This window comes from Lysinibacillus sp. IITD104, from assembly GCF_036698265.2.
GTDB lineage: Bacteria > Bacillota > Bacilli > Bacillales_A > Planococcaceae > Lysinibacillus > Lysinibacillus boronitolerans.
In genome coordinates, this window is record NZ_JBAHYH020000001.1 from 3,390,573 (window position 1) to 3,406,922 (window position 16,350).

Below are 16,350 nucleotides of genomic sequence, written 5' to 3' on the forward strand. Positions count from 1 at the left end.
TACGAAACGTATGAAGGCAAAATTAAAAATGAGTCCAGTGCAGTACCGAACTCATTTTACCCAAGCTGTCTAAACGAAATAACCGTGTCTAACTTTTAGGGGTCACTTCAATATAATGGGTGGGGTATATTCAAACTAATGAGTAGTCTCCTAATATAAGATATCTAAAAAAGTTTATTATGTAATTTTAGCAACAGGTTGAACTACATCTTTTTTCTTATTTCTCGCCATCTTTTCACTTATGATAGGCATAATGAAGCGGTCGAGTCCGAATTTCCCAGCATTGTAACCTGCAGCAGCTATAAAGATTGCAAGTAAAATATCCCATGGATTACTAGATATCGTACCTGCCATTAAGAAAGCAAAATTCATGACCATACCGAAAAATGCAGCATATGTCGTTAAGCATCCCAGAATTAATCCTAGCCCTACTAAAAATTCTCCCCACGGCACAAGAATGTTAATTAGCCCGGCATTTGGCAAAGCAAATGATTCAATAAACTTTACATACAGTGGGTATGCAAGCTCTTCTCCACTTGTCACTGGATTTGTAATCGCATTGGCTAAAAAGCCAGATGCATCAAAGCTATTAAACAGTTTTCCCCAACCTGCTGTAAGCCAATGCCAGCCTAAATAAACACGAATAACTGTTAGAATAACTGCAACAATATTATTCTCTCTTAATAATTGGTTAAACATCCTACTCACCCCTCTAAATGATTTAGTTTACATTTCACCATCTAGTTTTCTAACCCAAAGCCATCGTTTTACTAGTATTCAATGATAGCATTTAGATTGTATGATTGACGCTTATGTACCAATTGTTTGAGCCTCTATCTATAATTTGCTGGATTGATTTCATGAAATATAATAGCAGTCTACTTCAATTGCACTTGCAAATGATGATCGCAATGACTATAACATGGGCTGTGAAATGTGATTAGAATATATCACCCTTTTATCTTTTATCAAGTATCAAATCATTTTTATCTATCGTTCATCGTAGTGTAAAAAAGTTATGGCTTATTGTTGAACAAAATATTATGAACAATGTTTATTTCAAAAAAAAAGACTGTAGACAAACGAATGTTTGTCTACAGTCTAATATAGGATTACGTTTGCTATGAATTAGCGACGTAAGCCTAAACGGTTGATTAATTCACGGTAACGTTGTACGTCTGTTTCACGAAGGTATTTTAATAAGTGACGACGACGACCTACCATTTTAAGAAGACCACGCTCAGAGTGGAAATCTTTTTTGTGAGTACGTAAGTGAGTATTTAGAGCGTTGATTTCCTCTGTTAATACTGCAACTTGTACTTCTGGTGAACCAGTGTCACTTTCGTGAGTACGGTACTCAGCGATAATTTCGTTTTTACGTTCTTTTGTAATAGCCATTTGTATGGACCTCCTAAATTTTAATTAATCCCCATTAGCACAGTAAACGTTGGAGTCATCGATATACCGAGCTAAGGTTAAGCATTTATGCACTTATGAATATTATCATACATTACTTAGTCAAGCAAGTAAAACGTCGACTTGGATAATGTGACTACAATAATGAAGTCGTATTATAGCGCGTTAAAGTAACGGATTGCTTCTTGTTTATCCTTTTCAATTTGCGATTTCAAGGCCTCAATACCATCGAATTTCCGTTCACTTCGAATACGTTTATACCATGCCACATGTACTTCTTCACCGTAGATATTTTTATCAAAGTTTAAAATATGGACTTCAATCGATAATTGCTTATCATTTGGGTCTTTGAAAGTTGGTTTATAGCCTACATTACAAACACCATCATACCAGCTATTTTGCACAAGCAGACGAACAGCATAGACACCACTTGCTGGAATAAACGTTCCCTCTAAAGCTTGCACATTTGCTGTAGGGAAGCCAATAGTACGGCCACGCTTATCACCATGTACAACAATCCCATTGATTTCAAACGGTCTCCCTAGTAACACTGTTGCTTCTTCCATATCGCCTTCTTGTAATAGCTTGCGGATACGGGTAGAGCTGATTTTCTCAACATCGTCTGTTTTCTTCTCAACAATTGTAACGCCATAATCACCATTGCTTAATACACGCATATCTTCCATTGTTCCCTTACCAAATGCTCCAAATGAATAATCGAAGCCAGCTGTCACATGCTGAACATTTAACCCACGGATAAATGTATCGATAAATGCCGCTGGTGAAAGTTTGGCAAAATCAGAAGTGAAGTGGACAACGAAAACCGTATCCACACCCTGTTCTTCAAACAGCTGTAATTTTTGCTGTAAGAGTGTAATATAAAAAACCTTTTCGTTACGTCCACCAAGGACTAATGAAGGATGTGGATCGAATGTCATCACTGCAGTAGGAATTTGTCGCTTGTTTCCTTCTTCCTTAGCTGCCTTGATAACTGCTTGATGCCCTCTATGTACACCATCGAAAAAGCCAAGAGCTAATGAATATGGCTGCATGCTTTCTCGTTGCTGTAATTGATGTGGGTATTTTAAATGAATGACCTCCATTGAAAAATCCTCCTACTCTATCGTCGGAAACATCTTATGTGGCTTCATCAACCCATCCTTTGTAGGGTGAGCCCGATAAACCGCAACTGCCTTTCCATTGATTCCGTATACAATTTTATCATGACTATTTAATAATGCATCTGCTGGAAGCACTTGTCCATTGAAAATTTCTTTTTCATTAGCACTCGTAATCTCAATATATGGATAGTCTGCTAATGCATACTCGACAGGTAAAATACAGGTAGCTATTTGCTCATCCTCCATTAGCTCAGCAACCTGTGCTAACGTAAAACAATTATCCCGTGTAAAAGTACCGGAAGCAGTTCGTACAAGCTCCTTCATATGTGCTGGATAGCCAAGAGCCTCACCAATTTGCACAGCTAATGTTCGAATATATGTCCCTTTACTACAAGCGATACGTACAGGAAATGTGATTTCTTGCCCCTCATATTGTGCTAGCTCATCAAGTAGCTCCAAATCATAAATTGTTACTTGGCGAGTAGGTCTTTCAACACTTTCGCCTTTTCTCGCATATTCATAGAGGCGCTTCCCATTTACTTTTACTGCTGAAAACATGGGTGGTGTTTGTTCAATAACGCCAGTTAATGAAGCTAAAACCTCTAACACCTGCTCACGAGAAAAATTTTTTATCGTAAGATCTTCTTCAACGGTTTCACCCTCAGCATCCTCGGTTGTCGTAGAACGACCTATTGAGATAATGGCTTCATAGGTTTTCCCTGCGTCAGTTAAATATTCTGCTATTCGAGTTGCTTGGCCAATACAAATTGGCAGTACGCCCTCAACACCTGGATCAAGTGTCCCTGTATGCCCAACTTTTTTTGTCCGTAAAATTTTGCGTAATTTAAAGACACAGTCATGGCTCGTCATGCCTCTTTCTTTCCAAAGCGGTAAAATACCGTTCATATAGCTCCTCCCAAATTGCCTACTCTATAATTCATTGGCAATATAACCTTTTCCATGAAGATAAAAAGTCTGCCTGCATAAACATGCATGTGGCAGACTTTTTTTAGCTTATTCTTTGTGTAAATCTCTAAGCAACGAATCAATACGGTTACCATATTCAATCGATGAATCAAATTCAAAGATTAATTCTGGTGTACGTCGTAAACGAATACGTGATCCAATTTCAGAGCGAATGAAGCCCGAAGCTTTTACTAAAGCTTTAAGCGTTTCCTCTCGTTCACGTTCGTTGCCTAAAGATGTAATATAAATAGTCGCTTGCTGTAAATCACCCGTTACTTCAACACCTGTAACAGTCACAAAACCAACACGCGGATCTTTTATTTTACGGCCAAGAATATCACCAAGCTCCTTTTTCATTTGCTCGGCAACACGGTTTGAACGTAGAGACATAATTTGTCACCTCTATTTCGATGTACAGATAGTTGATATATTATTGCTGTTCACACTCTCAACTATCTACTATTACTTATAAATAATCTCGCCACACATTAAGCTGTTCCCATGACGGATTTGACTGTAAATAATGGAGCGCGTGATTAATTTCCCGTTCAGCTGCTTCCTTTGATGAGGAAACAGCAACAAGTGCTAATTTCGTACGCTGCCATACATTTTGATGGTCAATTTCCGCAATAGAAACATTAAATTTCTGCTTTGTGCGGGTAATCATACGCTGTAAGACAGCACGCTTTTCCTTTAACGAATGGGCAGTTTGAATGATAAATTCAACCTCTGCATACACGATCATTAGGCGCGTTTAACCTCTTCCATAATATAGGCTTCAATAATATCGCCTTCTTTTATATCGTTGAAGTTTGTAATCGTAATACCACATTCGTATCCTTTTGCCACTTCTTTTACTTCATCTTTGAAGCGTTTAAGCGTATCTAGCTCACCTTCAAAAATAACGACGTTATCACGGATCACACGTACACCTGAATCACGTGTTACCTTTCCTTCTGTTACATATGAACCAGCAATTGTACCAACTTTTGATACTTTAATTGTTTGACGAACTTCTGCTTGACCAATAATTTTTTCTTCAAATTCAGGATCAAGCATACCTTTCATTGCTTGTTCAATCTCTTCAATTACTTTATAGATAATGCGGTGTAAGCGAATATCTACACCCTCTTCTTCTGCTGCACGTTTTGCGTTAACATCCGGACGGACGTTAAATCCAATAACAATCGCATTAGAAGCTGCTGCAAGAGAAATATCAGATTCGGTAATAGCTCCAGCACCTGTGTGAATAATTTTCACATTTACGCCTTCCACATCAATTTTCATTAGAGAGGCTGCCATTGCTTCAACAGTACCTTGAACGTCAGCTTTCACAATTAAGTTAAGCTCTTTCATTTCGCCTTGGCTCATTTGTTCAAATAAGTTATCTAGCGTTACACGTTGTTTTTCTGAGCGTTGTGCTTGGATCGCTGACATTGCTCTTGTTTCCCCAACTTGACGCGCTGTTTTCTCGTCTTCAAAGACAACGAAACGGTCACCTGCTTGAGGTACATCATTTAAACCTGTAATTTCAACTGGAGTTGATGGGCCAGCTTCTTTTACACGACGACCTTTATCATTTACCATCGCACGTACACGACCATACGTATGACCTACAACGATTGGGTCACCTACTTTTAATGTTCCATCTTGTACTAAAAGCGTAGCAACAGAGCCACGACCTTTATCAAGCTGCGCTTCGATTACTGTTCCAAGTGCTAAACGTTCTGGGTTAGCTTTAAGCTCGCCTACTTCAGCTACAAGTAAAATCATCTCTAACAATGTATCAATGCCTTCACCTTTTAACGCTGAAATTGGAACGAAAATTGTGTCCCCGCCCCATGCTTCAGGAACTAAGCCATGCTCTGTTAATTCTTGCATTACACGATCTGGATTTGCCGATGGTTTATCCATTTTATTCACAGCCACAATAATTGGTACTTCAGCTGCCTTGGCGTGATTAATAGCTTCTACTGTTTGTGGCATAACACCATCATCAGCAGCTACCACTAAAATTGTTAAATCCGTTACTTTTGCACCACGTGCACGCATTGTTGTGAAAGCCGCATGTCCTGGTGTATCAAGGAATGTAATTTTCTTGTCGCCTTCTGTAACTTGGTATGCACCAATATGTTGTGTAATACCACCAGCTTCTCCTGCTGTTACTTTTGTATGGCGAATAGAGTCTAATAAAGTTGTTTTACCATGGTCAACGTGACCCATAATTGTTACAACTGGCGGACGCTCTGATAAATCTGCCTCGTTTACTTCTTCTGTTTGCTCGAAGTGTGTTTCTAAATCCGTAATATCTACACGAATTTCTTCTTCCACTTCTACACCATAGTCTGCGCAAATTAATTCAATTGCATCCTTATCTAATTCTTGGTTAATTGTTGCCATTACGCCAAGCATGAATAATTTCTTAATGATTTCAGATGGCTCACGGTGTAATTTTTTTGCTAATTCTGCAACTGATAATGATTCAACAAAAGTAATTTTTTCTGGAAGTTCCTTTTGTTTCACTGGAATTGATGGTTGATGCGTTTTTGGATGGCGACGTTTGCCTCCATGAATCCCTGGTTTTGGACGTTGGTTGTAACCACCGCCACCTCTACGATTATTATTGTTATTATTATTATTTTGTGTCATATTTCTATTTTGATTACCTTTTGTATTCTTAGATTTTTCGTTAGACGAATTTGAGTTTTGCTGTGCATGTTGCTGATTGTTTGCTTTTGGCTTAGAAGTAGCAGATTGCTGCCTTTGTCCTTCTTGCTTTTTCACCGAATGCTGTGGTTTTTGCTGGCCATTTGATTGAGGCTTTTGTGCCATGTTTTGAGTTGATTGTTTTGCTACATTTTTCTCAGGTGTTGCTTTAAATGTTTGATTTAACTTTGCCACAGCGTCTTTTTCCAACATAGACATATGGTTTGTTACACTCACATTTAATTTACTTAGTGCTTCAATAACCTCTTTACTCGTTTTATTCACTTGCTTCGCATATTCATGAACTCTGATTTTGGTCATCTGCTCACCCCCGATTAGTTTTCGTTGAGTAGACTAGACAATTTACTTGCAAAACCTTTATCGGTAATAGCTAAAGCCACTCGGGCCTCCTTACCTGTAGCATGTCCTAGATCATATCGATCTCCAATTACATGATACTCAACGTTGTAGTACGTGCACTTATCTTGAATTTTTTTACTAGAGTTTTTAGAAGCATCGTTTGCAAGCAGTACTAGTTTAGCATTGCCATTGCGGACTTCCTTTACTACTAACTCTTCTCCTGAAATCACCTTACGTGCTCTTGCCGCGATTCCAAGCAAATTAAATATTGCTTGATTCATCATAAAATAGACTCCCTACGAATCAGCAAAATAAGTTCCTCATATATTTCTTCAGGAATTTTCACATCAAGTTGGTGCCCTAATACATTTTTCTTACGCGCGAGGTCAACTGCCTGCTCTGATTTAGAGACATAGGCACCACGCCCCGGCTTTTTCCCGGAGACATCTACACTTACTTCGCCCTCTTTCGAACGAACAACACGTATCATCTCTTTCTTTGGTAGCATTTCTCCAGTTGCTACGCATTTACGAAGAGGTACTTTTTTGTTTACAGCCATAAGAATCACCATTCCTCTCTGAAGCTTGTCGTAAGAGGTGGACAAGTCTTGCTCTACTTGACGCTCTGACAGTATTCAGTCGGCGTAGGGGGCCCACTGAATACTGTCAGCTAACTTGTCACACGGGCTTTCTTACTTATTCTTCGTCGTCTTGATATAAGTCAACTGCTACATCATCAAAATCACTTTCTGCATCATCAGCAGGGATGAAAGTGCTTGTAGCCGAAGGATAAATACCTAATTCACGAGCATCAGTCTCACTCTTAATATCAATTTTCCAGCCAGTAAGCTTCGCTGCTAGGCGTGCATTTTGCCCACGTTTCCCGATAGCTAGAGATAATTGATAGTCAGGTACGACAACTGTTGTCGACTTTTCTTCTTCATTCACTTGTACATCTAATACTTTTGATGGGCTTAATGCATTAGCTACAAATACAACTGGATCTTCAGACCATTCAACGATATCAATTTTTTCACCATTTAGTTCATTGACAATCGTTTGTACACGAGCTCCCTTTGCCCCAACACATGAACCTACTGGATCCACTTCCTCATTATGTGCAAAGACAGAAATTTTAGAGCGATCTCCAGCTTCACGTGCAATTGATTTAATCTCTACAATACCCTCATAAATTTCAGGTACTTCCATCTCAAATAATCGACGTAACAACCCAGGATGTGTACGAGACACAATCACTTGAGGTCCACGTGTTGTACGTTCAACTTTTGTAATATACACCTTAATACGATCATGTGGATGATAAGATTCACCTTGGATTTGTTCATTAACTGGTAATGCCGCTTCTACTTTCCCTAGACCTACATAGATATTACGAGCATCTAAACGTTCTACAACGCCAGTTACGATATCATCTTCACGATCTACGTATTGCTCATAAATTAAACCTCGTTCCGCTTCACGTACGCGTTGTGTAACTACCTGCTTTGCTGTTTGTGCAGCAATGCGTCCGAAGTTACGTGGTGTTACTTCCTGTTCCACGATGTCCTCTAGCTGATAGGCTGGATTAATAACTTTTGCATCTTCTAAAGAAATTTGCAAACGATCATCCTCTACCTCTTCCACAACATCTTTACGTGAGAATACACGAATTGAGCCCTTATCTAGATTTAAGTCCACTCGAACATTTTGTGCTTGGTTAAAGTTGCGTTTGTAAGCTGTAACTAATGCCGCTTCAATGGCTTCAATTAACACATCTCTTGAAATTCCTTTTTGTTCTTCTAGCGCATTCAGCGCATCTAACAAATCACTACTCATTTTGTTTTCACTCCTAAATATGCTTTATGCTGAAAAATCGATGGCAAGTCGTGCCAATGCAATTTTTTCTTGTTCAATTGTTACTGTTATTTTACGTGTTTTAATACGCACTTCCATCACTAATGTATGTTCATCGTATGACGTTAAGTAGCCTTGGAATTCCTTCATGTCCTTGATGGGCTCATAGGTTTTTACATAAATAAATTTACCAACTGCTTTGATAAAATCCGTATCTTTTTTTAATGGACGTTCCGCTCCAGGTGAAGAAACTTCTAAATAATAGTTTTGTGTAATTGGATCTTTTTCATCCAATAACAAGCTTAGTCGTTCACTCACTTGAGCACATTGATCGATGTCAATTCCACCCTCAGGTGTATCAACATAGACACGTAAAAACCAGTTACGTCCTTCTTTTACGAACTCAATATCCACTAGCTCAAGATTTAACTCATCCACAATTGGTTTAGCGAGCTCTTCAATTAAAGATGGTACTTTGCTCATTATTTCCTCCTGTATTTATCAGATTCTAGCGTATGATTGTTCATCACTATGAAGTTAACGCAGTAATGAACCATAATAAAACAGAAATTCCACCAGTTGCTTTGGTGAAATTTTACGGTCTTACCTGCTGTTAGTCAAAATTTGTTTTGCTACGGTTAAACAACAGAAAAGAGCGGGTATGCCCCACTCTTTTGCTGGAAAAATATCAACAAATTATTACCATAAGAATAGCACAGTTCTCGACACAATGCAAATTTCCTTCATTCTAGATAACCATATTGTGTCAGGAATTTGAATTTACATTGTGACCTTTCAATGCAAAACAATTGCAATACTAGAATAGCGATAACTGATTAGCATCAGGCATGCCTTCTAAACAACCAAGCTGGTCCATGTATTCAATAAGCGTTTTGGAAACACGACCACGTTGCTGTAAATCTTCCTTGGATAAAAACTCTCCCTCTTCACGAGCAGCAACGATTGTTTTCGCCACGTTGGTTCCAAGACCCGGAATCGCATCGAACGGTGGGATGAGTGAATTGCCATCAATGACAAACTCACTAGCTTGTGATCGATACAGGTCCACCTTTTGGAAACTCATACCTCGTTCACACATTTCTAGCGCAAGCTCCAACACCGTTAATAAGTTTTTCTCTTTAGTGGATGCATCTAAGCCTTTCATATTGATTTCATCAATACGTGCTCGAATCATTTGCGATCCTTGCACCATTGCAATTAAATCAAAATCATCTGCTCGAACTGTGAAATACGCTGCATAATAAAGGATTGGGAAATGTACCTTAAACCAGGCAATACGTACCGCCATTAGCACATATGCTGCGGCATGGGCCTTCGGGAACATGTATTTTATCTTTTTACAGGATTCAATATACCAACCTGGTACTTTATTGGCGAGCATCTCCGCTTCAAATTCTTCTGATAAGCCTTTCCCTTTACGAACAGATTCCATAATTTTGAAGGCTAATGACGGCTCTAGGCCTTGATAAATTAAATACACCATAATGTCATCACGACAACCAATTACTTCTTTTAGCACACATGTACCGTTTTGAATTAATTCTTGTGCATTTCCTAGCCATACGTCTGTACCATGGGAAAGTCCAGAAATTTGTACAAGCTCTGAGAATGTCGAAGGCTTTGTATCTTCTAGCATTTGACGTACGAAACGCGTACCGAATTCTGGTATACCTAATGTCCCTGTCTTACAACCAATTTGCTTTTCTGTCACGCCTAAAGATTCAGGAGAACTAAAAATTTTCATAACGACAGGATCATCGGTCGGGATTGTTTTAGGATCGATTCCTGATAAATCCTGTAACATTCTTATCACCGTCGGATCATCGTGTCCAAGTATATCTAGCTTTAAAATATTGTCATGGATAGAGTGGAAATCAAAATGGGTTGTGCGCCATTCTGCATCCTGCGCATCTGCAGGGTACTGTACTGGAGAGAAATCATAAATGTCCATATAATCTGGAACAACAATAATTCCTCCAGGGTGTTGCCCAGTTGTACGTTTTACTCCTGTACAGCCTTGAACTAAACGATCAACTTCTGCACCACGAAAATGTAAATTATGATCACTTGCATAGCCTTTTACATAGCCATATGCTGTTTTCTCTGCCACTGTACCGATTGTTCCAGCACGGAATACATAATCCTCGCCAAATAGCACCTTTGTATAGTTGTGCGCTTGAGGCTGATATTCACCCGAGAAATATGACGATAGGTAAGCCTTTGAAGTTATCGCCAGCTTTTCCCCCGTCCCACACCGTGCATGAGGCTTTCACACTCACACGGCGTTCCATCGTTAGTTTTGTTGAATGTTATAGACTAAGCTTTGGATTTCCTACTTCCGTTCTTAGCCTGTTTAATTTATTCATTGCTTTTATTTCGAATTTACTTAAAATCTTCTGATATTCTTTATTCCTTAAAGGGTCTGAATTGTGAATGAGCATATGATACTTTCTATTAATAATAATCAAGTTATCGTATTCATCTGTACCACCTTGTGCTGTTGATTTAATGTGATGACATAACGCTTGATGAGGTGTTAATCTCTCACCCGTAATACCACAGCAGCCTTTTTGTGCTACATATTTACTCAATCGGTTATTCTCATACAGAACACTTTTTGATTTATATATTCCTTTACGAAACATTTCGATTTCTCGAATGGACACTTGTTTTAAATCTTTATGAATTACTTTCCTATCAGCTTCATTGTAAATTGTGAATTCAGGCTTTCGCTGTCCTCGTATATCATGTCGAACAGCTTCAATAGGATATACCAGCAATCCATTGCTTTTGAAACGTGGATAATTGTAATCTCCGTAAAATTTATCAATCACTCCGTTTGTTTCTTTTGTTTTCAAAAAGATGTTTCTAATCATGAGTGATTTAATGTTTGGGTGAATGTTATGCCTTATCTCATTAAAATCCTGAGCGATCCGAGTTGCAATCTTATAATAGTTTTGCAGCCCTAAAATATTCGCATTAAAATTCATCACTTTTTGTGGAGTAGGACTTTTTCTTAGTTTTACTAGCTGATGCCTTATAACGCCTTGTACCTTTTCTTTTGCTCTTGGGTCCATCTTAGAATTGACGATGTATCCTGTTTTCGCATTGCCTTTTTGTACCGCTCTAAAGCGAACTCCTAAAAAGTCTGTACCATTCTTACGCAAATTCGTGATTTTACTTTTTTCTTCACTAATTTCTAGCCCTAATCGTTCTTTTAACCATTTTTCAACAGCAATTTTAATCTTTCGAGCATTTTCATATGAGTTCGTGAATATTTTAAAATCATCTGCGTATCGAACTAGATACATTGGTTTTAACCTTGTCTTTTTAAGTGCGTCCGTTTTATTGCGTTTTAGCTTATAAGGTACTCGTGTTGGTTTCGTTTCCCATTGATTTGAAATCCACCAATCCAACTCGTTTAATACTACATTGGCAAGTAGCGGAGATAAAATTCCTCCTTAGGGCGTTCCTTTCGTTGGTACTCCTTCACCTGTAATTTCAGCTTTCAGCATCTTTTTGATAATTACTAATACTTTTTTATCCCTAATACCAATCGTCCATAATTGTCTCATTAGCTTTTTATGATTTACATTATCGAAGAAACCTTTAATGTCGATATCAACAACAAAATGCTGATGACTATGATTCACCATATGATAGCATCTTGCGAGTGCATCATGTGTGCTTCGTTTCGGTCTAAAGCCATAACTTTGCGGATGAAATTTCGCCTCTGTAATCGGCTCTAATACTTGCAAAAACATTTGCTGTATTAATCTATCCTCAATAGTTGGGATACCAAGAGGTCGCATCTTTCCATTCGGTTTTGGTATGAATAACCTTCTTACTGCATGTGGTGAATAATTTTCTAGTCTTCTTCGAACAAGCTTGATTAGTTTATTAGCATTCATTTTGTTTAAATGTTTAATTGTGTGTCCATTAGTACCTTTCGTTTTACTACCTGTATTACTTTTAAGGTTACGAAAGGCGAGCATGATATTTTCTTCGGAAATAATCACATCATAAAGGTCTGTAAAATAACGACCACTTTTACTTTCGTTATAAAGATCATCAAAAGTTGTTTGCAATCCAAAATACTCATTGTTTCTTAACTTTTGAATCATTAAGTCAGTCAACTAATCACTCCCTTTGAGCTTTCGTTCTCTTTAGTCATACTAGAATCTGACTTGTGTAGGTTTGTTTTCAACACTAACGACTTGTGCCCTTCCCTCAGAAATGTTTTTCCTCCGACCTATTTGTTATTCAGTCATCATTGGCATTTCATCATCGGTACTACGGCACTACTGCCACTCCGTTAAAACGAGTTATAGCTAAAAGCCTTTCCTCGTACCGTCGTCATCGACATGCAACTGTCTCTTACGTTTGGAGCTTCACACGTTCCACTATTTCTATCTGTACATCTTCCCTTAGGTTCCCCCTAAATTCCGCTAGGCTTGCATGTGCCTATAACACAAGATGGATTTTCATAATCAAACGCTTACTCATCCACACCTAGAAGCCCTAATTTGGACCCCACAGCATTTCTACTGTGTGACATTCACGAAAAGTCAATCGAGGGTTCGTCCCAGTCAATCTACTGATTCTAACCATAGAAAGTTTATAGACGCCAGACCTATCATTCACAGGATGTCTCCTTTTCCACAGCTGTACTGTTTGGGTGAACTTCAGCCCACTTTAACGAGCTTCATACAAGTTTCAATTTTGCAGTCATCCGCTTGCATGTCGTAGCTTCAGCGAGTGTGTTTCGGGGCGTTACTCCGTCATTCCACACTTCGAAATAGCAGTTCTACCATTAATGGTGGCTAATCTTTTCAATTAGCAACGTGTCGCACTTAAATCGATATCAGGTACCTTATCACCTTTAAAACCAAGGAAGGTTTCAAATGGTATGTCTTGTCCATCTTTTTTATAAGGTGTTCCACATTCCGTGCAGTCTTTATTTGGTAAATCGTAGCCTGAGCTGACAGAACCATCATCAAAAAACTCGGAATGTTTACAATTAGGACAAATATAGTGAGGAGGTAATGGGTTAACCTCTGTGATTTCCATAAAAGTAGCTACTAATGAAGAACCAACCGAACCACGGGATCCTACTAAATAGCCATCAGCTAATGATTTTTTCACTAGCTTGGCAGAAATTAAATAAATTACTCCAAAACCGTGCCCCAAAATCGATTTTAACTCTTTCTCAATTCGAGCTTTCACGATTTCTGGTAACTCCTCGCCATAAATACGATGGGCCATTTCATAAGTTAAATTGGTTACCTCATCATCAGAGCCCTCAATTTTTGGTGTATATAGGTCATCCTTAATTGGTTTGACGTCACCTATACTTGCTGCCACTTTTTGAGTATTCGTCACAACCACTTCTTTTGCAAGATCAGGTCCTAAAAAATCAAATTCTTTCAGCATTTCATCAGTTGTTCTAAAATGGACCTCTGGTAGCTTAGAGCGATTCAAAATATTCGCTCCACCTTGTGAACCAATAAGTATTTGCCTAAACATCCCATCTGTCGGATCTAAATAATGAACATTTCCAGTAGCAACAACAGGCTTATCTAGCTTCTTCCCAAGTTTCACAAGTTTACGGATAATATCTTCTAATGTCCATTCATCACGTACAACATTGCGTTCGATTAATGGCGCATATACAGCCTTCGGTTGCACCTCAATATAATCATAAAAACGAGCGACTTTCTCTGCTTCCTCTGGAGACTTATTCATCATCGTTTCGAATACTTCACCATTACTACAACCTGATCCTACTAATAAGCCCTCACGATATTGTTCAAGCACTGCACGTGTCACACGAGGAACACGATAGAATGTTTTTGTATGCGAGTGTGAGACGATTTTAAATAAGTTTTTTAAGCCTGCATTATCTACTGCTAAAATTGTACAATGCATAGGTCTCCCTTTTTTATAGGCATCCCCACCACCAATATGCTTATTGAAGTCATCATGGTATTTTATAGCTAGCTCATCAGCATCCTTCAATAGCTGCAGCAGGAGATACCCTGTCGCCTCAGTATCATAAATTGCTCGGTGATGCTGTGTTAATTCAATATTGAATTTTTTACACAGCGTATTCAAACGGTGGTTTTTCATTGTAGGATAAAGCAATCTTGCTAGCTCTAATGTATCAATGACAGGATGGACTGTCTCTTCAAAACCAAATTTTTTATAGCCTGTATATAGGAAGCCTATATCAAATGATGCGTTATGAGCGACAACGATTGCATCACCGATAAAGGCATGAAATTCTTTAATGACCTGCTCTACCTCTGGAGCATTTCGAACCATATCATCCGTAATACCTGTTAATTCGATGGTCGTTGCTGAAAGTGGATGATGTGGGTTTGCAAAGCTTTCGTACTTATCGATCACTTGCCCATCTTTAATTTTAACTGCAGCCAATTCAATAATGGTATCGTATGCAGTTGATAGCCCTGTCGTTTCTACGTCAAAAACAACATACGTTGTGTCTGCCAATAAACGATGCTCTGGAGCATAGGCAATCGGTACACCATCATCAACTAAATTTGCTTCCAGACCATAAATAATCTTAATGCCATGTTTTTTCCCCGCTGCATATGCTTCAGGGAAAGATTGCACAACGGCATGATCCGTAATAGCTATGGCTGGATGTCCCCACTTTGCAGCCTGAGCAACAAGTCGATCAACAGGTGTAACAGCATCCATTTGGCTCATTGGTGTATGCAAATGTAACTCAACACGCTTTTCACCCTCTGGTGCTAAATCCTGTCGTGTTGCTTTTTTGATTTCATTAATATCATTCGCCATGACGATTAAATCACGAATAAACGTATCTGTTTGCACAGAGCCTCGAACTTTAACCCACATGCCCTTTTTCAAATGTTGCATTAATTCAGCATCATCATTGTCACGAGAAAACATTTTTACAACAATGGAATCTGTATAGTCGGTAATTTTAATTTGTAGTAAGGAACGTCCACTTTTTAACTCTTTAATTTCCGTATCAAAGACAAATCCTTCAATAATAACACGTCGTTCTTCTTCAACAATCCGTTTAATTTCCATGACTTCATCATCTTTAATATGCATCCCAAGTTGGAATGGACGGTCACCAAGGTTGGCCAGTGCTGGATTGTCCTTCTTCTCCTGCTCCCGCTTTTGGAAATCTTGCATCGCTTGCTGTGCTAGAGCCACTTCTTCCAGACGTTTCTGCTCCATAAACGCTTCCTGTGCCGCGATCATTTCTTCTGTTTCTTCTTGTAGCACAAAGTCGATTGCCATTCGAGGGAAACCAAATTGCCCATAGCTTTCTGCCAGTTTGTCAGCATATTTAGTTTTGAGCATCATAAATTCCATTTCCTGCATACAGGACAATGTGATTTTTTGGCCGTTCCATGTTGGTATTTGGGTGATAAGACAATTTTTAAGCGTTGGAGCCATCTCATCAATTTGTTCCACAACATTTAGCCAGTACGCTTGCACCAGTTCTTCTGTGACATTTTTATCTAATGTTTCAAATGTCGTATTAACTTGGGCGATGGCTGAAAATTTCTCTGTTAAATGCGTACGGAAAAGCTGATATAACGGAAATGGTAGTATATCCTTTAGCTTAATGGTGAAATGCCAAAGTCTATCCTTTTTATGAACTGTCAGGCGTGATAGTTCACCTTCCTCAAAAAATGACATATATACATCATCTGTTAACTCTAGTTGTTGCAAGAGCATTCGAAGTCTCATTCTTGCCTCTTGTTGCTGTTCCAATCTAATGACACCTACTTTCAGAAAGAGGCAGTTTCTTTAGCCTCATGTTCTAGTTCGTCTCAAATGCATGTGAAAACTCAAGAAAAAAATTCGCTCCCACACTGCGGGCGCTCTTCAAGTTTAACAGA

Annotated in this window: 11 protein-coding genes and 3 pseudogenes; all 14 read right to left on the minus strand. The window is 38.7% G+C overall.

What is annotated here, in order from left to right; all coding sequences use genetic code 11:
- Positions 1–177 precede the first annotated feature (177 nt).
- Positions 178–699 carry a DoxX family protein gene (locus V1L66_RS17330; protein WP_016994541.1) on the minus strand — a complete coding sequence of 174 codons (522 nt, stop codon included), beginning with the start codon at positions 697–699 and terminating at the stop codon, positions 178–180.
- A gap of 429 nt (positions 700–1,128) precedes the next feature.
- On the minus strand, positions 1,129–1,398 hold the full coding sequence (gene rpsO / locus V1L66_RS17335; protein ID WP_004224992.1) for a 30S ribosomal protein S15: 270 nt from the start codon (positions 1,396–1,398) through the stop codon (positions 1,129–1,131).
- Between the two features lie 173 nt (positions 1,399–1,571).
- Complete coding sequence (gene ribF, locus V1L66_RS17340) at positions 1,572–2,519, minus strand: riboflavin biosynthesis protein RibF (RefSeq protein WP_016994542.1); 948 nt, start codon at positions 2,517–2,519, stop codon at positions 1,572–1,574.
- Between the two features lie 12 nt (positions 2,520–2,531).
- Positions 2,532–3,443: a tRNA pseudouridine(55) synthase TruB gene (truB, locus tag V1L66_RS17345; RefSeq protein ID WP_016994543.1), complete on the minus strand. Its 912-nt coding sequence runs from the start codon at positions 3,441–3,443 to the stop codon at positions 2,532–2,534.
- Between the two features lie 108 nt (positions 3,444–3,551).
- The gene (rbfA, locus tag V1L66_RS17350; RefSeq protein WP_004225003.1) at positions 3,552–3,893 is read right to left on the minus strand and encodes a 30S ribosome-binding factor RbfA; all 342 of its coding nucleotides are present in this window, start codon (positions 3,891–3,893) and stop codon (positions 3,552–3,554) included.
- Positions 3,894–3,969: 76 nt separating this feature from the next.
- Entirely contained in the window at positions 3,970–4,248 is a 279-nt protein-coding gene (locus V1L66_RS17355) for a DUF503 domain-containing protein (RefSeq protein WP_004225006.1), read from the minus strand.
- The gene (gene infB, locus V1L66_RS17360; RefSeq protein WP_036080418.1) at positions 4,248–6,530 is read right to left on the minus strand and encodes a translation initiation factor IF-2; all 2,283 of its coding nucleotides are present in this window, start codon (positions 6,528–6,530) and stop codon (positions 4,248–4,250) included. The genes V1L66_RS17355 and infB overlap by 1 nt, the downstream gene beginning before the upstream one ends.
- A gap of 14 nt (positions 6,531–6,544) precedes the next feature.
- On the minus strand, positions 6,545–6,853 hold the full coding sequence (locus V1L66_RS17365) for a YlxQ family RNA-binding protein (protein WP_016994544.1): 309 nt from the start codon (positions 6,851–6,853) through the stop codon (positions 6,545–6,547).
- Complete coding sequence (rnpM, locus tag V1L66_RS17370) at positions 6,850–7,128, minus strand: RNase P modulator RnpM (RefSeq protein ID WP_004269250.1); 279 nt, start codon at positions 7,126–7,128, stop codon at positions 6,850–6,852. Before rnpM ends, V1L66_RS17365 begins: the two co-directional genes overlap by 4 nt.
- A gap of 136 nt (positions 7,129–7,264) precedes the next feature.
- Positions 7,265–8,404, minus strand: a complete 1,140-nt coding sequence (nusA, locus tag V1L66_RS17375) for a transcription termination factor NusA (RefSeq protein ID WP_016994545.1) — start codon at positions 8,402–8,404, stop codon at positions 7,265–7,267.
- Between the two features lie 24 nt (positions 8,405–8,428).
- Entirely contained in the window at positions 8,429–8,905 is a 477-nt protein-coding gene (gene rimP / locus V1L66_RS17380; protein ID WP_333005783.1) for a ribosome maturation factor RimP, read from the minus strand.
- 334 nt (positions 8,906–9,239) lie between these two features.
- Positions 9,240–10,643 (minus strand): annotated as a pseudogene (locus V1L66_RS17385) (PolC-type DNA polymerase III); the annotation flags it as partial.
- Positions 10,644–10,752: 109 nt separating this feature from the next.
- Positions 10,753–12,567, minus strand: a pseudogene (ltrA, locus tag V1L66_RS17390) (group II intron reverse transcriptase/maturase).
- 727 nt (positions 12,568–13,294) lie between these two features.
- Positions 13,295–16,222: pseudogene (locus V1L66_RS17395) on the minus strand (PolC-type DNA polymerase III); the annotation flags it as partial.
- Between the last annotated feature and the right edge of the window lie 128 nt (positions 16,223–16,350).